The organism is Pseudoalteromonas sp. 2CM39R (genome assembly GCF_023161845.1).
In genome coordinates, this window is the sequence record NZ_JALNTM010000012.1 from 1 (window position 1) to 20,189 (window position 20,189).

The following is a 20,189-nucleotide window of genomic DNA, read 5'->3' on the forward strand; positions in this document are numbered from 1 at the left end:
GGCGATGCAGGATTTGAACCTGCGACCCCTTGGACCCAAACCAAGTGCGCTACCAAACTGCGCTAATCGCCGATACTTACTATTGTCTGCGAGTGACCTCGTTGACAACGGGGTGCATAATAGTGATTTGACCGGGTTAGGTCAAACGTTTTTTTAAGAAAACAAATCAATTGCTCATTTTTAGTTCATAATGGTCAAATATTACGATACAGGGATAAAATTTAAACTCTTTTTTATAATTCGGGGGGTTATAATTTAAAAGCAACTTGGCGCTCAACCGCTTTTCTGCGAAAATAGCCGCCATATTAAAAAATGAGTAAGGTGAAGGTCTTTTTCTTTATCGGCATTTTAACCCCTATATATGCATTCGTTTTTTAAATGTATCGGTATCAAGTTAATTAACCTAATTAAAGGTCACCCATGACGGCAAACATCATTGATGGTAAAGCAGTAGCAAAACAAGTACGTAGCGCAGTGGCTGAACGAGTTTCAGAACGTGTTGCACAAAACCTTAGAGCCCCAGGATTAGCTGTGGTGCTTGTTGGACAAGACCCAGCAAGCCAAGTTTACGTTGGTTCAAAGCGTAAAGCCTGTGAAGAAGTGGGTTTTATTTCTAAATCATTTGATTTACCCGCAGACACAACAGAGCAAGCGCTATTAGCATTAATTGATGAATTGAATGTTGATGGCGAAGTTGACGGTATTTTAGTACAACTTCCTTTACCTGCAGGCCTAGATGCAGAAAAAATTCTTGAGCGTATTACTCCGCATAAAGATGTTGATGGCTTTCATCCTTATAACATTGGTCGTTTGGCGCAGCGAATGCCTGCCCTTCGCCCATGTACGCCAAAGGGTATTATCACCTTATTAGATTCAACGGGTGTGCGTTACAAAGGTATGCACGCAGTGGTTGTGGGCGCCTCTAACATTGTAGGTCGTCCTATGTCACTTGAATTATTGTTAGCTGGCTGTACGACTACTGTTTGTCATAAGTTCACACAAGATTTAGAAACCCATGTTCGCCGTGCTGACTTACTGGTTGTTGCTGTAGGCAAGCCAGAGTTTATTCCGGGTGATTGGATAAAAGAAGGCGCGATTGTTATTGATGTGGGTATTAACCGTTTAGACAACGGTAAGTTAGTGGGTGACGTTGAATACGCCGTTGCAGAACAAAAAGCTGACTTTATTACCCCTGTACCAGGCGGTGTAGGCCCGATGACAGTTGCCAGCTTAATTGAAAATACGTTAGAAGCGTGTGAGAAATATCACAGCTAATCAATAAAAAATAAAGTAATGCAAAGCCCGCTTAATTGCGGGCTTTTTGTATCATCATTCTTCGTTTTATTAAGTCCAAGCCTTGTGGCAAAACCGAAAACACAATCATCAATAACATAATTGCATATTGCCAACTTGCATACTGCTCGTTAATTAATATTCCTGCACATAAAATACCGGCAATTGGGTTGGCTATAGTGCCAAAAGTAAATTCAACTACTGACATTCGCCCTAATAACCATACATATAGGATGTAAGCCAAAGCAGTATTAGGGACCACCAGCCAAAATAACGCCAGCCATTGCGTGGTATTTATTGATGCAGTTAAAAATTGATACTGCTGAGGGGCAAAATAAAAAGCTTGAACCATAGCCGCAATTGCTAGCAAACTGCCACCAATGATTAGCTGCCACGTGAGTACCGTCCACCAGTGTACTTTAGCCGTTACTTTTTTTACCAGCGTACTGCCTATCACAATAGTTAATAACGCCCCTATCAACGCCAAACCCCCCAAAACATTAAGTGCTATATGTTGTGGATCAAATAAGCGCCATGCTAAAACCACCAAAGCAAGCGCACAAAAACCTTGCACCAGCGCTGGCTGTTGTCGCTTTACAAGCCATGCATATAATAATGCAACCACAGGGACAGATACCATTCCCACGCCTGCGATAGCTGCTGGTAGGTTAATTGCCATTACAAAAATAAAGCTAAAAAATAACGCAATATTAATTGCGCCGATCAGAAAAATGCCTGGCCATTGTTTAGCCGTTGGCCAAGAAGGTTTAAACAGCAACAACAATAAACCGGCAGGAAGTGCGCGTATGGCACCTAATAAGATTGGTGGCCACTCTGGGGTTGCGTACTTAGTCACTGCATAAGTCGTGCCCCATAAAAAAGCAGGGATCATGGCAAGTAAAATATTCATTAATTTTCCATTTTTAAATTGATGAATGCGAGTTTAAAACCTCAACTATGATTGAGGTCAACAGCGTCAATTTTATTAAAAACATAATCAATTTAATGCAATTGATATAACCAAAAAAGGGTTACCCTATGGTAACCCTTTTTTTGTGATCAGCGCGTTATGGCTAAATCTGCCAAGGTCGACAAACCCTATGCTTTACGCCACGTTGTTTTTCCCGCTGAATCTTCAAGTATTACACCCAGTGCATTTAAAGCATCGCGAGCTTCATCTGCTGCAGCCCAATTTTTACTGGCACGTGCGTCATTACGTTTGACTATCAATGCCTCAATTTCAGCCACTTCATCGTCGTTTTGACCGCCTTGTAAAAATGCCTCTGGTGCTTGCTGAGCAATACCAAGTATTTCACCTAAGCTGCGTAGAACAAAGGCTAAATGTCCTGCTTTTTCGCTATCACTTTCTTTTACTCGGTTTAGCTCTTTAGCAACTTCAAATACAACCGGTAATGATTCTGGCGAATTAAAGTCATCATTCATAGCTTTTCTAAACTTAGCTACATACTCATTACCCTCAAGCTCACATTCAACTGGCTTAACACCACGTAATGCCGTGTAAATACGCTCAAGTGATGAACGTGCTTGGTCTAAGTTTTCTTGCGAGTAATTAAGTTGACTGCGGTAATGGCCAGAAATTAAAAAGTAGCGAACCGACTCAGCATCGTATTGCTTTAATACTTCACGAACGGTAAAAAAGTTATCTAATGATTTAGACATCTTTTCTTTGTTCACTTGAACCATACCGGTATGGATCCAAGTATTAACGTATTGGCCGTTGTTAGCACAGCATGATTGCGCAATTTCGTTTTCGTGATGTGGGAACTGTAAATCTGAACCACCACCATGAATATCAAAGTGCTCACCTAGGTGCTTTGAACTCATTGCTGAACATTCTATGTGCCAACCAGGGCGCCCCTCTCCCCAAGGTGATGACCACGATGGCTCCCCTGCTTTAGCTTTTTTCCATAAAACAAAATCAAGAGGATCGTCTTTATCTTGTGCTACTTCCACACGTGACCCCGATTGCAGCATAGTTAAATCTTGCTGCGAAAGTGCTCCGTATTGCTCAAAGGTTGATACATCAAATAAAACGTCGCCATCGGCTGCAACATAAGCATGGCCTTTGGCAATCAAACGCTCAACCATAGCAATAATTTCATCCATGTGACCTGTAACCGTTGGCTCTACATCAGGACGTAGCATATTTAAACTGTCAAAATCTTCATGCATGGCTTTAGTCATACGCACGGTTAAGTCGTTAATCGCCTCACCGTTTTCATTTGCGCGCTTGATAATTTTATCATCAACATCGGTAATATTACGTACGTACTTTAAGTCGTAACCTAAATGACGAAGATAGCGAACAATCACATCAAAACCCACAAATGTGCGTGCATGGCCAATGTGACAGTAATCATAAATGGTGATACCACACACATACATGTCGATTTTTCCATCGACCATAGGTTTAAATTGTTCTTTTTGGCGTGTCAGTGTGTTGTATATTTGTACCATTTAGTTGCTTTCCTTCACGATTAACAGAAAAGCTATGTTACCACTTGCTAAGCATGGGCTCTAGCGGTTTATAACAAACATAACATCTACTTTGTTAATCTGAGTCAACTACGATAAAATAGCACCAATATTTAAACCAGCTATAGGAAACCTCATGGTTGTTCTACACACAAACTTTGGTGATATCACCATTAAAATGCACGAAAGCGAAGCTCCAAATACAGTAAAAAACTTTTTAGAGTATGCAAACTCAGGTTTTTATAACGGCACTATTTTTCACCGTGTAATTGATGGTTTTATGGTTCAAGGCGGTGGTTTTGCATCGGGCATGGAACAAAAAGAAGTAAACGACCCAATTGAAAATGAAGCTAACAACGGCCTATCTAACAAAGTAGGTACTTTAGCAATGGCGCGTACGCCTGATCCACACTCAGCTACAGCGCAATTTTTCATTAACGTGAATAACAACGACTTTTTAAACCACAGCAGCGAAACGTCGCAAGGTTGGGGTTACTGTGTGTTTGCTGAAGTAGTAGAAGGCATGGACGTAGTAAATAAAATCAAAGGTGTTGCTACAGGTAGCAATGGCTTTCACCAAGATGTACCACTTGAAGATGTGGTAATTGAAAGTGTAACTGTAAGCTAAAACCCCCTTATTCTTCACAGAATACATAAAGCGGGTATTCACCCGCTTTTATTTAACTGGAACTACCATGACTCGCCAAACCTACTTTATTGCAGATTTACATTTGAGTGAAAATCGCCCTGATATTACAGCGGCATTTTTTAAATTTTTACACTCCCATATTGCTCCTCAAAAAGTAGATGCGCTGTATATTTTAGGTGATTTTTTTGAAGTGTGGGTTGGTGACGATTATGTTAGCGAACTATCAGCAGCAGTTGCCAAACAATTAAAAGCAGTTAGTAACTCGGGTATCCCCATTTATTTTGTACACGGTAATCGCGATTTTATCATGCGTGAAAAATACGCCAATATGGCAGGAATGACTCTACTCGATGAGCAAACAGTGATCGACCTTTACGGCACTCCCACTGTAATTTTACATGGTGATGAAATGTGTACTCAGGATATTGAGTATCAAAAGTTTCGTCAAAAAAGTCGTGGTTGGTGGTGGCCCAAATTAATGCTTGCTATGCCATTATGGTATCGAAAGAAAATAGCCCGTGATGCACGTGAAAAAAGCAAACTTAGTCAAGCAGACAAACCTATAGAAATACTTGATGTAGTGCAAAGCGCTGTATTAGAGACCTTTGCTAAGCATAACGTGGCTAATATGATCCACGGCCATACTCACCGCCCTAATGTACATACCTATGAAGTTAATAACCAAACCCTAACTCGCACTGTGTTAGGCGATTGGTATACTCAAGGTTCATATTTAGTGGTTACCCCCGAGTTACAACAATTAATTTCAACGCCTTTATAACGCTCCTAACAATTAATTGTAATGAGTTTTTGTGGCAAGCTCTGGCAGTAAAATAACAAATTGTGTTTTGTAGTCTTCATTACCGCCTAGATCAGATTGCAACGAAATCTCCCCTTTTAAAACTTGAGTTACCCATTGATAAACCATATATAAACCTAAACCCGTGTTACCTTTACCTCTAGCTGTAGTATAAAAGGGTTCAAATATATCTGCCTTTATCGCAGCGTTAATACCTTTACCATTATCTGACACGCTCAGCCTCACCCTATTATTAGTCGCTTGTTCAACTTTTATTTCAATTACGCCCTCCTGCTTTTCATCAAAAGCGTGATTTAACGCATTGATCACTAAGTTTTCAACAACCTGAGAAATGATACCTGGCAAACTAATCACTTGTTTATTAAGTAAAAAAATAGTTTTCACTTTTATCGGCGAGCTTTTTAACCTAGAGTTTAATGTCAATAATAACTCTTGAATGATTTTTTCAATATCACATGCAATAAACTCATCATTATGGCGGTCAATCGCCATTTTTTTAAAGCTTTTCACCAACACCGCTGTTTTATTTAAGTTAACTTTTGCCAGTGCTAAGTTCTCTCCAATGCGTGTAGTTGTGTCTTCTAGGGTTGATTTAGTTAGCCCTTTCTTCATGGCTTCATTTAATTTATTCAATGCCATATCGGCATTAGAAACCGAAATAACGGCTCCTCCAATCGGGGTATTCATCTCATGGGCAACACCAGCAACTAACAACCCGAGTGAAGATAATTTTTGCGCTTCAATTAACCCCTCTTGTAATTTCTGTTGTTGTTTAATCGTTTCGTCAAGCTCTCGATTGACAATGCCCAGCTCTACTTTTTCTATATGCAACTTATGCGACAGAGTTACTAACTGGTTTTGAAACCTATACTCACGATAAATAAAGCCAAAACTTACTAAGCAGAGTACGCTGCTGCATAAAAGAGCTAGTTTTAATGCGACTTTTTGCGCGCTTAATAGAAGTTCATCGGGGCTACTGATAAGAATAATTAACTCTTTATCGGTGTTACTGATCTTTTCTGTGTTTTCACGTAGCGAAAAAATAGAAAAACGTCGATATGTATAAAGGCTATTATTAAAAAAATGCGAACCATACTCGACTTTGCCATCAATAATTTGCTGCCAAAACCGTGGTTCTTGAATGGCAAGCGTTTGCTCATTCTTACCATACATAAACCCCCACTCTAAGCGAGAATCTTTATTTAACAACCAAAAACCATCATGATTCAAAATGCTGATATGAGTACTTTCTTGGCTATAGCTTTTGATCTGATTAAATAGATAATCTAAGTTAAAATTGACCACCAATAGGCCATCTAAAAAGTAATTTTCTTCGCTAGTACGGTAGGTTACACGGATTGTTGGTTGGTGTGGTTTTATAATTTTGTTGCGTTCTATGTTTAAATCTATTTCTGTAGCAAAAATATCAGGCGCACTAATTTGCATCCCTTTTTGAAAGTAGTAACGGTTTTGCTTATTTTGCAACCCATCGGGCGCTACAATTTCGCCTGCACCATTCACTACATTAATACGGTATTGCTCCTGACCTTGAGTATCAAGCCAGCGGATTTGCGAGATATTATTAGAGATAGCGGCGAAATTTAAAAAATAGTTATTTACCTCATCTCTGATTTGTTCTTGTTGAAAGGGTTTGCCTTGTTTATCACTTTTTAATGCGGGTCCCTGTGCCAGTATAAGCGTGAGCTTTTTAATACTGCTGAGCTCTCTGGAAAAATCACTACTTATAAGTACTAACTTTTCATCTTGTTTGGTTTTTATGGTGTTTATTTTTTCTTGATATACTTGTTCATAAATAAGCCAGCCAACAAATAAAGTAATAAATAAACTAAACAAAGACTTTATCAGCACACTTTTTTTTGAGCCGACCGGCAAGCTGTTAAGGCTATTCATTCGCACTCACTTCAAACTGTTTTAGCCACACTATTAAATCTTTAAAAAATAATGGCCTAGCAAAGTAGTAACCTTGAGCCGTTTCACACCCCTGATGTTGTAACCACTGGGCCTCAAATTCATTCTCAACGCCTTCAGCAATCACCGAAAAGTCAAATTGCTTTGCCAAAGACAATATCATCTTAATCATGTATTGATTATTGTCATTAAACTCAAGGTCACTAACAAAGTAGCGATCTATTTTTATCGACGTAGACGGTATTTCATTAATGTGAGCCAAAGACGAATACCCTGTACCAAAGTCATCAATACTGACTTTCATACCCAAAGCAATGAACCGCTCAAGCGCTTCTTTAATTAAACTATAGTTGCTTATAGCTTGTGTCTCTGTCACCTCTAGCTCAAGCATAGAAGGCAAAATACTGTATTCTTCAATTTTAGTTTTTATTTGTTCAAAGTAGCTTGGTTCAACTAAATCATAAGAGGATGCATTAAATGCAACGGGTAAGTTGCAGCCTTGCTCTTTAAGTTGATTAATAGTCTCTAGTATTTTCTCAAAAATTACATGGTCTAGTTCATTAATTAATCCGGCTGTTTCTGCTAATTCTATAAATTCGTCGGGGGGAACAAAACTACCATCGGCTCTTTGCCACCTAGCGAGTGCTTCGAAACCAGCTGGTTTCAAGGTTGATAAGCTGATTTTGGGTTGTAATGCCACCTCTAAACTTTTATTACCTATAGCCGTTCTAAGCTCAGCCATCAACTCATAGCGACGAGTAATCTGATCTGTTTTTTCCTCAGTATGCTGAATATACTTTGCTTGGTTTGCCCCCGTATAGTTAAGACTAGACTCTGCTAAGCTAATCACTTTTTCAGGTGTTAAGTTTAAAGCAGCGCTTAACTTCAACTCCAATATACGCACATCAATATATTGCTTCACCTGTTCAATTTCGAACTTTTGCTTATTTTGAAAGTAACTAATTGCATCTGAGATATCAAAGTCAACGCTGACTAGCATGCCAAATGTTTTATTACTAATTAATGCTATCCGCGGTTCATACTTAGCAAAAGAATCAACTATACTTTGATGAACTAGCTTCATTAATTTATTACAAAAGTCATTCCCGAAAGTAAACGCTTTTTCATCAAACTGATAAATATCAAAAATGACTAATCGCGTTTTTAGCCGCTCATGGGCATTCATATTCTTTATTTCACGGGTTAGCCAGTTACGGTTTTGCAAGTTAAGTGATACGTCGGTGTAAGCAAGTTCAGTTAAGCGATTCAACAACGAAATATTAGCAAATCCCGTGCTAACATTTTCACTAAATACTTTAAGTAAATATTCATTTTGCTCATTGATAGGGTTATCAGATTTTACAATCGTTATGTAGTCAGTATCCTGACCTTGCAAAGTATGCGTTTCGAAAAAAAACACACTGTGATTTTTTGAGAATATATGACGACGCTCTCTGGTCGCTTGTTTAAAATCTTGCAGCATTTCTGCAGGCAGGTTAGGTTCCACAGGTTGCCCTTTAGTGCCACTAAAGCAACCATGTGTAGAAAGTATTAAACTTTCAGAGCCAGGGTTTACATTACTCGAGCAGAAAATACCGCCGCCTTCGGTTATTTTTAAAATATTACTAATTTCTTTAAGTACAGCATAAGAAAAAGAGGCCATGTCATGCTTACCGTTAATACTTCTAGACGCGTCTAGTACCAACTGTAAACCTTGTTTGGCTGACTTGATTTGTGAAATATATTCCCAAGTGCGCATGTTACTATTAACAATTGATTGCAGCTTCTCGGCAGAAATATCTGATTTATTCCAGTATTCATCGATATCAAGTACTTTCATGATATCGCTCTCTGGTGCAAAACCTGGTTGGCCTGTTAACAGCACAATACGCATTTCTGCGTTACCAATAACCTCTCGAATAGTATTTACTAAACGCAGACCTGAGTCATCCTCCTCCATTACTACATCTATAAATATGAGTGCGATGTCTGGGTGCATACTCAGCGCAAGAGCAGCCTCAGGCACAGAATTTGCTGTTAAAAGCTCGTATTTATAACCATCCTTGGCTTTTAATTCTTTTAAGCTATTAACTAACGCGTTCTGATAATCAAGGTCATCCTCAACGGTTAATATTTTCCATGCTTTCAGCTCTGTATCTGCCTGTTCTTCTTCAGCTGCAAATACAAACAATCCCTCTTTATCTTGCATATCTTCTCACCCAATAATAAATAAGGTATGACCTTGTTATTAAAATGAATTACAAAGCAATAAGTTAAATAATTTAAATAATTTAAATAGTTATTCTAATATTAGGTGAGGGTATTGGATGTGTCTAATTTAAAAAGAATTTAATTAAAATTAGCTGCTACAACAGTTTGCTGTTTAACTGGTAGCAGCTTTATGTGTAAATTATGCGGGTTGTTGGCAAGCAGTAATAGGTACGCCGCTATGAAATTTGAAGTCTTCATCGTCTGATGTAATTAGATGCGCTTCTATTTCAGCAAATTCTTTTACCCGCTCGGTAATATCAAAGTCAGCAATTTCTTGAGCAAGGGTTAAGTAATCTTGATAATGGCGAGCCTCTGAGCGAAGCAGTGAAATATAAAAGTCCCCTAAGCGTTTATCTACATGCGGGGCAAGCGCAGCAAAACGTTCACATGAGCGCGCTTCTATGTACGCACCTACAATAAGTTTATCAACTAATGCATTGGGCTCAAACGTTTTAACATTACGTAACATACCTTTAGCGTAACGACATGGGGTTATACTTTTATATTCAACGCCGTATTCACCCATAATTTCCAACACTTGATAAAAGTGATGCAACTCTTCTTTTATTAACATCACCATTTTATCAATTAAGTCTTGTCCATAAGGTGAGTTAGATTTAGGAATAATAGACTTTGTCAGTTTATTTTTAGCCGCTAAATCACGCCAGTTCCCCTCACGTTTATAAATAAGCGTTTCAAACGGTTTTAGCCACTCAAGCAGTGCATCACTGCTGTCTTTATCTACCGCATACTTACGGATTAAAAACATCGCACTTTGTGCCGCTTTTAGCTCACAAATTAAATGATCAATTAATATGATGGGTAAATTTTCTTTTTTGGTCGCCTGTTCAACCCACTCATCGGGGGTACTGCATAATAAAAAGTTGTTAATTGGCTCTAAAAGCTGGCTATGTGGCACGCTGACTACTCATTGCTATAAATTGCGATTATGTATTTTAACACGAAATAATGCCCTGAATAAAATAAACACACGCCCTTATTACAAGCATGTGGATAACTTGACTTTGCTTAGTTACTGAACCATAACTAAATGGACTGTATAAAAAACAAACCAACTATAACCAAACAGTAATATATCCTTTTATGGAGAGCACGCAATGATACTAAATCACCTATGGGGCTTATACGCCCATCCACTCGAAGAGTGGCAAACAATTGATAACCGTCACGAAAGCTTAACCTACAGCTTATCGCACATTTTGCTAATCGCTTTATTTCCCTCATCAATGGGATACTACTCATCGGTTTACCTAGGCTGGAGTATAGGCACAGGTAACCCAGTTTTTTTAACCCATGAAAGCGCACTGATGATTGGTGCGGCTATGTATGTTGCTTTAATTGGCGGTGTATTTGCACTGGCCTACTTAGCGCATTGGATGGCGGTTACTTTTGGTGCTAAACCAACCTTTACCCAAACTATCGAGCTGGCAGCGTATACCGCAACACCGGTGTTTATGTCGGCATTGGCTGCCTTTTGGCCTGAGTTGTGGTTTGTGGTGTGTGTTGGTTTAGTGGCACTCGCTTACTCTGTTTATTTACTGTATACCGGCGTCCCTATTTTAATGCACATTCCGCAGGAGCGCGGCTTTATTTATGCAAGCTCTGTTGTCACCTGTGGATTAATTCTACTTGTTATTATTTTAGCGCTTACCGCCATGCTATGGACCAACGGTATTATCAGCCCTATGTTTACCTAAAAATTGAAAAACAAAAAAGGAGCGATTAAGCTCCTTTTTTTGTAACGCCGATAATGCTATCAGGCAGTATTATCACGGTTAATCAGATTCGTTTTCATCTTGGTTATGGATTTCTAAACCAGACGACATCGCGTTTTCGCGAGTGCTTTTAGCAGAATCGTTACGTAGCTTATCAATACGATTTAGATAGTCTTGATCAACATCGCCAGTAATGTATTGTCCATCAAACACTGACGTTTCAAACTTAGTGATTTCAGGGTTTTCTTGGCTAACTGCGGCAATCAAATCACTTAATGATTGAAAGATTAAACCATCAGAACTAATGCTTTGGTTAATATCTTCTACTTCACGACCATGTGCAATTAGTTCAGCCGCCGATGGCATATCTATGCCGTATACATTTGGAAAGCGTATTTCCGGTGCAGCTGACGCAAAGTAAACGTTTTTAGCACCTGACTCGCGTGCCATCTCAACTATTTGTGCTGAGGTAGTACCACGTACTATTGAGTCATCAACAAGTAGGACATTTTTACCTTTAAACTCACGGTCAATTGCATTGAGTTTTTGACGTACTGATTTTTTACGTAGCTCTTGGCCTGGCATAATAAACGTACGGCCAATGTAGCGATTTTTAACAAAGCCTTGGCGGTAAGGTAAATCAAGTACGCGTGCCATTTCTAAAGCGATATCACATGAAGTTTCTGGGATAGGAATAACGACATCAATGTCTTTATCGGCCCACTCACGTGCTACTTTCTCGCCTAGTTTAGTTCCCATATTTACACGTGCAGCATAAACCGACATACGATCAATGGTTGAATCCGGGCGCGCAAAGTAAACAAATTCAAAAATACATGGTGAGTAAGACACTTTATCTGCACAGGTAAAAGAATGAAACTCACCTTTTTCAGTCACGTAAATCGCTTCGCCTGGGGCAACGTCACGAATAAACTCAAAGCCATCTGGCTTTAACGCCACACTCTCTGATGCAAACATATATTCAGTACCGGCAGCAGATTCACGTTTACCAAATACTAAAGGACGGATACCATTTGGATCGCGAAACGCCACAATACCATGACCGATAATCATGGCTATAGTTGCATAACCACCCGTCACTTTATTGTTAACTTCAGTAACCGCTGTAAAAATATCTTCGGGGTCTAATTTTAGTTTGTCTGGCTTACTTAGCTCATGTGCCATGATGTTAAGTAAAATCTCAGAATCAGAGGTAGTATTAACATGGCGACGTGCCTCTGAAAATAACTGCTCTTTTAACGACTCTGCATTGGTTAAGTTACCATTATGGGCAAGTGCTATACCAAAAGGAGAGTTCACGTAAAACGGCTGAGCCTCTGACGAGCTTGAAGAACCCGCTGTTGGGTAGCGCACATGGCCAATGCCAATGTTGCCTTGCAAACGTTTCATATGACGAGTGTGAAATACATCTTTCACTAGGCCATTTGCTTTGCGCAAGCTAAATGTATTGTTCTCAATAGTTATGATACCCGCAGCATCTTGGCCACGGTGTTGCAAAACGGTTAAGCCATCATAAATCGCCTGATTAACTGGCGATGTTCCGACTATTCCAACGATACCACACATGTAATTTATCCTCGCCGATTAACGGTTTACTGAATTTAAAAAGCTCGAGTTGTTTTCTAGGTACGAAAAGAACCATTCAACTACAAAGCCAAATTCTGGAATCAAAATAGAGTTGCCCCACCAATGCGTATTTGGCGCACCAGTAAAAGCATCAAGAAAGAAGAGTAACGCGCTCACGACCAACACGCCTCGAAGAGCACCAAACACCACACCAAAAACACGGTCTGTGCCGGATAATCCGGTTCGCTGTACAAGCTCACCTAAAATATAGTTTAGTAAACCGCCTAACAATAGCGTCGCAAAGAATAATATGGCAATGGCCGCTGCATTTCTTAAAAGGGGTTCAGAAATGGATGTTAGGAAGGAAGCTAAATATTGATAAAATAAGCTGGAGATGATGAAAGCCCCTGCCCATACCGCTAATGACATAGCTTCTTTAACAAAGCCGCGTATTAAACCGATGATGGTAGAGAGTGCAATAATGCCAATAATGGCGTAATCAACCCAGATCATAAGAACCAATTAGTCGCTAATTTTGGGCGCATTCTATACCTAAACCTCCCAGTGATGCAAGTTTAAGCGTGAGATTGCAGGTGAGTAAAAACATGCAGTTTTTAGATAAAAAATAGTGTGAAATATACAGGCTAAAAGTGAGGATAGTTCTGGTTTAAACTTATCGAATAGATAAATGTGTAATATCAGCTGATAAACACATTTACCTATTAATGACTAAGTTATTTTGCCACTTCAAATTGAGTAACTTTACCGTTTAGTTTAGTTAGCTCTTTCAGCGCGGGAAGTTGGGACTGCAGCTCATTTTTACTTAATGACGGCCCTACAAATACTTTAGTTAACGTACCATTTGGCGTTTTAATTGGCCTAGTAAAGCTTTTAAAACCTTTCGTTTTTAGCTTTGCTTGCAACGCTTTTACATTTGCCGCATGAGAAAAACTACCAAGCTGAATGACATACGCCATACTTGTTAAGTTTTCATTGGTATTACGCGTAGCGTTATTTTGCTCGGTAGTGACTGTGTCTTGCTTTGTATCGGTTATGACCGCTTCAACCATTGCTGGCTGTGCAGTAACGTCAGTTTCAGCTGAGCTATTTTGTTGCTCAAATGCAGCATCATCAGGCTGAATATTTTCAATTTCATCCTCTTTTAATGGTTCTGCATTTGCCACTTGCTGATCAATTGATTCTTGTAAATCAATGGTCTTGAACTCAGAGCGTTCTGGAATCGCTTTAAAGCCTTCTTTATAGTGCACTTTTTCACCATCGAGTATATTGGGAATAAACACAATTGCTGCGATCACCACAATACTTGTTCCGACTAAGCGATTAATAAAACCTGAGTTCACCGACATCCTCTCTATTTTTTAAAGTAATGAATAGCGCCAGCCACGGTAAAAAATGAGCCAAATACAATCAATAGTGTATTACTTGGCTGGCTTGGCAAAATAGCATCCAATGCTATCTCTACGTTGCTATAACCCTGTTTAAAATGACTATTGGGTATACTTGAAAGCGCCTGTTGAAGATGAGCTGCACTATCCCCTCGCGGGCCACCTAAGCTAGCCAACGACCATTCATCGACTACATCAGCCACTTCTTTAAGCACACCGACTTTATCTTTATCAGCAAGCATAGCGGCTAATGCATGAATTTTAAAGCCTTTATCTTTATAGCTTGCTAACTTAGTTGCTAAATAACGTGCCGATTCAGGGTTATGTGCCACATCGGTGTACACTAATGGCGACTCACTTAATTGTTGAAAGCGCCCTTCTACCACTAAGTTGGCTATGCACTGAGTTATCACTTCATCACTTGGTAATAAATCTAGCACCGACAATGTCGTTAACGCAGTGGCCACATTTTGACACGGGATGGCCGGTTTAGGTAACTCGAGATTATGTGCTTTAAATTGCCAACTAAAACTTTGCTCATGCTCTTTAAAAATAAAGTCGCTGCCCGATAGCACCATATTAGCGTTAATTTCTTTGCCATAATCGGTCATTGTATGCGGGATATTTAAATCTCCAATAATTGCCGGGGTACTCTCTCTAAAAATTCCCGCCTTGTCATAAGCCACCAGCTCACGGGTATCACCTAAATATTCTTTATGATCTAAATCGATGGTGGTGATCACACTAGCAAATGGGGTAACAATATTGGTCGCGTCAAAACGCCCGCCCAAACCGACCTCTAACAACACGTAGTCAACTTCTAAGCGTTTAAATATAGCCAACGCGCCTAAGGTACCATATTCAAAATAGGTTAATGGTGTGTCACCACGCCCTTGCTCTAGTAAATTAAACGCATCGACATGGTATTGATCGTCAAGCTCTGCCCCATTAACGCGTACACGCTCGTTATAGCGAACTAAATGAGGTGAAGCATAGGTGCCAACACAATAACCCTGGGCTAATAATAATGACTCTAAACAACGTGCTGTTGTTCCTTTGCCATTGGTGCCTGCAATAAGAATGATTTTACTTGAGGAAGTTAAAAGCTCTATGTTGTTAGCAACACGAGCAACGCGCTCTAAGCCCATTTCTATATTAGCAGGGTGAACACTCTCTAAATAACAAAGCCAATCATCAAGGCTTGATGATTGGCTAGGAATTGTTTTTGTCATAGCATGTAATCAGTAAAGCTGAAATTTACGCTACTCTATGCTCTTGTTCCGTAGAAGGCAAGTTCATAAACTTTGCTAAGATACGTGCTAGCGTATCGCGCATTTCTCGACGGTCAATAATCATGTCGATTGCGCCGTGCTCTAATAAAAACTCACTGCGTTGGAAACCCTCTGGTAGTGTTTCACGCACGGTTTGTTCAATAACACGAGGACCTGCAAAACCAATCAAAGCTTTAGGCTCTGCAACATTAATATCACCAAGCATTGCCAATGATGCTGATACACCACCCATTGTTGGGTCAGTCATTACCGAGATGAACGGTAGGCCTTTTTCGGTCATTTTAGCAAGTGCAGCACTGGTTTTAGCCATTTGCATAAGTGACATTAGCGCCTCTTGCATACGTGCACCGCCCGATGCAGAAAAACAAATCAGCGGCATATTATGCTCTAAACATTGGTCAACCGCGTCAACAAAGCGAGCACCTACAACCGATGCCATTGAGCCACCCATAAATGAGAATTCAAATGCAACTGCAGCAACCGGAATACCTTTTAAGTTCCCTTTCATTGCAACCAGTGCGTCTTTTTCACCGCTTGACTTTTGAGCTGCATTAATACGGTCTGAGTACTTTTTAGAGTCTCTAAATTTAAGCACATCTTTAGGTTCGTGTTGAGCGCCTAATTCGTGGCGGTCACCGTCATCTAAAAACTGTTCAAGACGTTTACGACCACTAACACGCATATGATGGTCGCACTTAGGGCATACATTTAGTGATTTTTCTAATTCTGCTTTATATAAAATTGAATCACATGACGTACATTTAGCCCATACACCTTCTGGAATTTCTTTACGACCTGAAGATTTAGTCGTTTTTGGTAAGATTTTTTCTAGCCAACTCATTTGCAACTCTCTTAATGCTGTTCTGTGTCGCGAGTCTACATGTTAACCATGCAAACAAATTTTTCCAATTAAAACATGAATTACGCTATCACGGTATAAAAAACTGGTCTTAGTAGTTAGCCCTACGAATAATAGCGTATAAAAATCATCACCTGATTACCTTTTAAATATCGGTATCGGCTAAAAACAAAGGCCCCAACGGCGTTCTAGGAATATTAAAGTGTTCTGGGTAATCAACATCTACTAAATATAAACCCGCCGCTTTTGCTGTGGCGCTCGCTTTGGCCCGCTCTTTAACATCTAACAGCTCTTTTAACCAAATTGGTTCATGTTTATGTAAACCGATATCCATTAAACACCCGGTAATATTACGTACCATATGATGCAAAAACGCATTGGCTTTAATATCAATAATGACATAAGCACCTTGGCGCTGTACCGATAAATGATGAATCGTTCGCGTTGCCGTATTAGCTTGGCAGTGAAGCGCTCTAAACGAGGTGAAATCGTGCTCACCTAATAAATATTGGCAAGCCTGCTGCATTTTCACTTCATCTAAAGGATGATGAAAATGGGTAACACCTTCATTTAATACCGCACCACGAAACGCATAATTATAAATCACATAACGATAACGACGAGCAGTTGCACTAAAGCGAGCATGAAAGTCTTCAACCACAGGCTGGGCAAAACGAATAGCAATGTCTTTTGGTAATAAGGTATTCATGCCTAATGTAAAGGCCACCATTTCACGCTCAGCATGGGTATCAAAATGCACAACTTGACCAGTGCCATGAACACCGGCATCGGTGCGCCCTGCACATACAATTTCAACCGGATGATTACAAATGCGCGACAACGCTTTTTCTACTTCTTGTTGTACGCTATTTACATGAGATTGACGCTGCCAACCACTGTAACGCGCGCCGTTGTATTCTACTCCAAGTGCTACTCGCATAATTACTGCTTTACCTACTGTGCTAATCGACGCTGCATTTTATGCTATATGGCGTTCCAATAAAAGCAGCGAACTAAGGTTCCTAACTGTGCGATACAAAAAACCCGTTATTAGTGTTAGCCAATAACGGGTTTTACAGCTTAGATATCCTTTTAAGGATTAGCTATTGTTAGTTTTTCAGCTTAGCTTTTAGATTTTGTGCTTCTTCTTGCACATCGTCTGGGCCATTATTAATAATCTCATCTAAAATTTTAACTGCCGAGTCAGCATCATCAATTTCTATATATGCGTGAGCAAGATCAAGCTTTGCCGAGTAACCACCACTTTGAGTATCAACATCCATAGGGTTATCACCAGCAAGTAGTGAATCGTAGTCACCCAAACCAACATCCATATCGACGTCGGTGTAAGGTTCGTGATCTATATCCGCATCATCACTTTGCTCTAGTAATGCATCAATATCAACAAAGTCATCTTGATCTAATGGCTCAGTAACCTCAGGTTTCTCAATGGGCTCTTGCAACGATGGTGCTTTATCATCAGCTAAATCTTCGTTAAGTAAGCTATTAAAATCAACATCGAATTCACTGCTGTCGCTTAAATCAACATCATCAGGTTCAGCCAACTCATTCAGTAATGAATCAAAATCTGTTTGTGTTAAATCAGCCATGAACTCATCATCTAGTTCATCATCTGAAATCATTTCTGATTCTGACGGTACTGACGTTTGCGTTAAATCAGCTTCTCGATCAGCATTTGTTTGCTGATCGGTAAATTCAGCTGACTCTGTTAACGCATCAAGTTGATCATCGTCAAAATCATCATTAGAGCTAACAGCTTGCTCATCTGCAGCTTGTTCAGTCAGATCTGCAGACTCTGAAATATCATTATCTAAAGCTTGCTCTATATCTAACTCTGAAAACTCATTGTTAAGTAACAGCTCATCATCAAAATCATCTTCTAGGCTATCGAGATCGTTACCTGCTGATAGAGCATTAGCGAGATCTTGCTCTGCTTGGCTGGGTGACATGCCTGTGGCATCACCATCTAAATTATCACCTTGTAACTCTTGTGGTGTTAAAGATTGTTGTTCCTCATCAGATAAAGGCAGTTCATCATCCAGCTCTAACTCAGGATACTCCTCAAGTTCTTCACTTGGGGTGATTATTTCAGGCTCATATAGCTCATCGTCTTCTGACGATAAATCGTTGCTTTGGATATCGCCAGCAAGCGGATCATCGCCTAAATCAATTTCCTCTTCATCAAGATCATCGTCTAAGTCATCCATTGACCAATCAGGTACTTGTTCATCCTCATCGCCTGTTTGCTCAAGCTCACTTAAAAGATCATCGACACTTTTGAAGTTTTCATCGTTGTATTCGTCAAGCGCATCTTCTGGGTCGAGTAAAGTAGAAGACGTATCGGTAAAATCATCTTCTGATCCAACATCAGGCTCTGCTTCAAGTTCTGGCTCTTCTTCAAGCTCAGGCTCTGCTTCCAGTTCAGGCTCGGCTTCAAGCTCAGGCTCTACTTCCAGTTCAGGCTCTGCTTCAAGTTCAGGCTCTACTTCAAGTTCAGGCTCTGCTTCAAGCTCAGGCTCTGCTTCAAGTTCAGGCTCGACTTCAAGCTCAGGCTCTGCTTCAAGTTCAGGCTCGACTTCAAGTTCAGGCTCTGCTTCAAGCTCAGGCTCGACTTCAAGCTCAGGCTCTGCTTCAAGTTCAGGCTCTACTTCAAGCTCAGGCTCGACTTCAAGTTCTGGCTCGCCTTCAAGCTCAGGCTCGACTTCAAGTTCTGGCTCGGCTTCAAGCTCTGGCTCTGCTTCAAGTTCAGGCTCGGCTTCAAGCTCTGGTTCGGCTTCAAGTTCTGGCTCTACTTCAAGTTCAGGCTCGGCTTCAAATTCAGGCTCGACTTCAAGTTCAGGTTCTGCTTCAAGCTCTGGCTCTGATTCAAGTTCAGGCTCGGCTTCAAGCTCAGGCTCTGCTTCTGGTTCAGATTGCTCGTCTAAGCCATCAACTGACCAATCAGGTGCTTCTACATAATCATCACTTGTTTGTTCTAACTCGCTCAGTAGCTCATCAACGCTATCGAGGTTTTCATCATTGTACTCATCAAGCGCGTCTTCTGGATCGAGTAAATTAGAAGACGTATCGGTAAAATCATCTTCTGATTCAACATCAAGTTCAGGCTCAGCTACAGTTTCTGGCTCTGCTGCAACTTCTGGCTCTGCTGCAACTTCTGGCTCTGCTGCAATTTCAGGCTCAGCTGCAATTTCTGGCTCTGCTGCAACTTCTGGCTCTGCTTCAACTTCTGGCTCTGCTTCAACTTCTGGCTCTGCTTCAACTTCTAGCTCAGCTTCAATTTCTGGCTCTACCTCAGGCTCAGGCTCAGGCTCAGGCTCAGGCTCAGGCTCAGGCTCAGGCTCAGGCTCAGCAAAAGATGAAGCGATAGATTCTACATCTTCACTATTTAACTCTTCTTGCGCGTCAGTTAAATCTTCAATTGAGTCCGCCAATGCATGATCTATTTCAGAATCATGAACATCACTTTCAGGTTGCTCAGTATCTAGTACATCGTCACTATCTATTTCGTCTTCATCAATTAAGCTGTCGATATCTGGCTCTTCAGTTTGAGCTTCAGTAGACGGTTGCTCAGCATCGAGCAATTCATCAATATCAACTTCATCGTCTTCTTCAACTAGGCTATCGATATCAGGCCCTTCAGTTTGAGCTTCAGTAGTTGGTTGCTCAGCATCGAGCAATTCATCAATATCAACTTCATCATCTTCTTCAACTAAGCTGTCGATGTCTGGCTCTTCAGTTTGAGCTTCAGTAGACGGTTGCTCAGCATCGAGCAATTCATCAATATCAACTTCATCGTCTTCATCAACTAAGCTGTCGATGTCTGGCTCTTC

The 20,189-nt window shown here is 40.3% G+C and carries 16 protein-coding genes; 4 read left to right on the forward strand and 12 right to left on the reverse strand.

Annotated features, from left to right (window positions below; all coding sequences use genetic code 11):
• The first annotated feature begins 420 nt into the window (after nucleotides 1-420).
• Complete coding sequence (folD, locus tag MTF66_RS23700; protein WP_008111045.1) at nucleotides 421-1,275, forward strand: bifunctional methylenetetrahydrofolate dehydrogenase/methenyltetrahydrofolate cyclohydrolase FolD; 855 nt, start codon at nucleotides 421-423, stop codon at nucleotides 1,273-1,275.
• 31 nt (nucleotides 1,276-1,306) lie between these two features.
• Here the strand turns inward: folD and MTF66_RS23705 are convergent, their stop codons facing one another.
• Nucleotides 1,307-2,203, reverse strand: coding sequence for an EamA family transporter (locus MTF66_RS23705; RefSeq protein WP_138623256.1), 897 nt, complete (start codon nucleotides 2,201-2,203; stop codon nucleotides 1,307-1,309).
• A gap of 188 nt (nucleotides 2,204-2,391) precedes the next feature.
• Nucleotides 2,392-3,771 carry a cysteine--tRNA ligase gene (gene cysS, locus MTF66_RS23710; RefSeq protein ID WP_138623254.1) on the reverse strand — a complete coding sequence of 460 codons (1,380 nt, stop codon included), beginning with the start codon at nucleotides 3,769-3,771 and terminating at the stop codon, nucleotides 2,392-2,394.
• Nucleotides 3,772-3,925: 154 nt separating this feature from the next.
• On the opposite strand from cysS, the gene MTF66_RS23715 reads away from it, so the two are divergent.
• Both MTF66_RS23715 and MTF66_RS23720 read left to right on the forward strand, forming a co-directional pair.
• Nucleotides 3,926-4,417 carry a peptidylprolyl isomerase gene (locus MTF66_RS23715; RefSeq protein ID WP_008111051.1) on the forward strand — a complete coding sequence of 164 codons (492 nt, stop codon included), beginning with the start codon at nucleotides 3,926-3,928 and terminating at the stop codon, nucleotides 4,415-4,417.
• 67 nt (nucleotides 4,418-4,484) lie between these two features.
• Entirely contained in the window at nucleotides 4,485-5,219 is a 735-nt protein-coding gene (locus MTF66_RS23720) for a UDP-2,3-diacylglucosamine diphosphatase (RefSeq protein ID WP_010388059.1), read from the forward strand.
• Between the two features lie 12 nt (nucleotides 5,220-5,231).
• On the opposite strand, the gene MTF66_RS23725 is transcribed toward MTF66_RS23720, so the two are convergent.
• The 3 genes from MTF66_RS23725 to miaE form a co-directional block, all read right to left on the reverse strand.
• Nucleotides 5,232-7,169, reverse strand: coding sequence for a sensor histidine kinase (locus tag MTF66_RS23725; protein WP_138623252.1), 1,938 nt, complete (start codon nucleotides 7,167-7,169; stop codon nucleotides 5,232-5,234).
• Complete coding sequence (locus MTF66_RS23730) at nucleotides 7,162-9,396, reverse strand: EAL domain-containing protein (protein WP_248528939.1); 2,235 nt, start codon at nucleotides 9,394-9,396, stop codon at nucleotides 7,162-7,164. Before MTF66_RS23730 ends, MTF66_RS23725 begins: the two co-directional genes overlap by 8 nt.
• 201 nt (nucleotides 9,397-9,597) lie before the next feature.
• Complete coding sequence (miaE, locus tag MTF66_RS23735; protein WP_248528941.1) at nucleotides 9,598-10,377, reverse strand: tRNA isopentenyl-2-thiomethyl-A-37 hydroxylase MiaE; 780 nt, start codon at nucleotides 10,375-10,377, stop codon at nucleotides 9,598-9,600.
• A 199-nt stretch (nucleotides 10,378-10,576) separates the two neighbouring features.
• Between miaE and MTF66_RS23740 the strand changes: the two genes are divergently transcribed.
• Nucleotides 10,577-11,176, forward strand: coding sequence for a Yip1 family protein (locus MTF66_RS23740; RefSeq protein WP_248528943.1), 600 nt, complete (start codon nucleotides 10,577-10,579; stop codon nucleotides 11,174-11,176).
• 78 nt (nucleotides 11,177-11,254) lie between these two features.
• On the opposite strand, the gene purF is transcribed toward MTF66_RS23740, so the two are convergent.
• The 7 genes from purF to MTF66_RS23775 all read right to left on the reverse strand — a co-directional run.
• A complete protein-coding gene (gene purF, locus MTF66_RS23745; protein ID WP_008468349.1) occupies nucleotides 11,255-12,781 on the reverse strand; it encodes an amidophosphoribosyltransferase in 1,527 nt (508 codons plus the stop codon).
• A gap of 18 nt (nucleotides 12,782-12,799) precedes the next feature.
• Complete coding sequence (locus tag MTF66_RS23750) at nucleotides 12,800-13,294, reverse strand: CvpA family protein (protein ID WP_008111063.1); 495 nt, start codon at nucleotides 13,292-13,294, stop codon at nucleotides 12,800-12,802.
• A gap of 221 nt (nucleotides 13,295-13,515) precedes the next feature.
• Nucleotides 13,516-14,142 (reverse strand): SPOR domain-containing protein, encoded by a 627-nt coding sequence (locus MTF66_RS23755; RefSeq protein WP_138623158.1) that lies wholly within the window; start codon nucleotides 14,140-14,142, stop codon nucleotides 13,516-13,518.
• Between the two features lie 11 nt (nucleotides 14,143-14,153).
• Nucleotides 14,154-15,419, reverse strand: coding sequence for a bifunctional tetrahydrofolate synthase/dihydrofolate synthase (gene folC / locus MTF66_RS23760; RefSeq protein WP_138623160.1), 1,266 nt, complete (start codon nucleotides 15,417-15,419; stop codon nucleotides 14,154-14,156).
• 25 nt (nucleotides 15,420-15,444) lie between these two features.
• A complete protein-coding gene (accD, locus tag MTF66_RS23765; RefSeq protein WP_008111068.1) occupies nucleotides 15,445-16,320 on the reverse strand; it encodes an acetyl-CoA carboxylase, carboxyltransferase subunit beta in 876 nt (291 codons plus the stop codon).
• 163 nt (nucleotides 16,321-16,483) lie between these two features.
• Nucleotides 16,484-17,278, reverse strand: coding sequence for a tRNA pseudouridine(38-40) synthase TruA (gene truA, locus MTF66_RS23770; protein ID WP_008111070.1), 795 nt, complete (start codon nucleotides 17,276-17,278; stop codon nucleotides 16,484-16,486).
• 169 nt (nucleotides 17,279-17,447) lie between these two features.
• The coding region (locus tag MTF66_RS23775) for a FimV/HubP family polar landmark protein (protein ID WP_282454171.1) at nucleotides 17,448-20,189 on the reverse strand (2,742 nt) is incomplete at its 5' end.

Bases quoted from the DNA above. Each gene is read 5' to 3' on its own strand.
- folD (WP_008111045.1), top strand. From the start codon at position 421: ATGACGGCAAACATCATTGATGGTAAAGCAGTAGCAAAACAAGTACGT.
- MTF66_RS23705 (WP_138623256.1), bottom strand. From the start codon at position 2,203: ATGAATATTTTACTTGCCATGATCCCTGCTTTTTTATGGGGCACGACT.
- cysS (WP_138623254.1), bottom strand. From the start codon at position 3,771: ATGGTACAAATATACAACACACTGACACGCCAAAAAGAACAATTTAAA.
- MTF66_RS23715 (WP_008111051.1), top strand. From the start codon at position 3,926: ATGGTTGTTCTACACACAAACTTTGGTGATATCACCATTAAAATGCAC.
- MTF66_RS23720 (WP_010388059.1), top strand. From the start codon at position 4,485: ATGACTCGCCAAACCTACTTTATTGCAGATTTACATTTGAGTGAAAAT.
- MTF66_RS23725 (WP_138623252.1), bottom strand. From the start codon at position 7,169: ATGAATAGCCTTAACAGCTTGCCGGTCGGCTCAAAAAAAAGTGTGCTG.
- MTF66_RS23730 (WP_248528939.1), bottom strand. From the start codon at position 9,396: ATGCAAGATAAAGAGGGATTGTTTGTATTTGCAGCTGAAGAAGAACAG.
- MTF66_RS23740 (WP_248528943.1), top strand. From the start codon at position 10,577: ATGATACTAAATCACCTATGGGGCTTATACGCCCATCCACTCGAAGAG.
- purF (WP_008468349.1), bottom strand. From the start codon at position 12,781: ATGTGTGGTATCGTTGGAATAGTCGGAACATCGCCAGTTAATCAGGCG.
- MTF66_RS23750 (WP_008111063.1), bottom strand. From the start codon at position 13,294: ATGATCTGGGTTGATTACGCCATTATTGGCATTATTGCACTCTCTACC.
- folC (WP_138623160.1), bottom strand. From the start codon at position 15,419: ATGACAAAAACAATTCCTAGCCAATCATCAAGCCTTGATGATTGGCTT.
- accD (WP_008111068.1), bottom strand. From the start codon at position 16,320: ATGAGTTGGCTAGAAAAAATCTTACCAAAAACGACTAAATCTTCAGGT.
- truA (WP_008111070.1), bottom strand. From the start codon at position 17,278: ATGCGAGTAGCACTTGGAGTAGAATACAACGGCGCGCGTTACAGTGGT.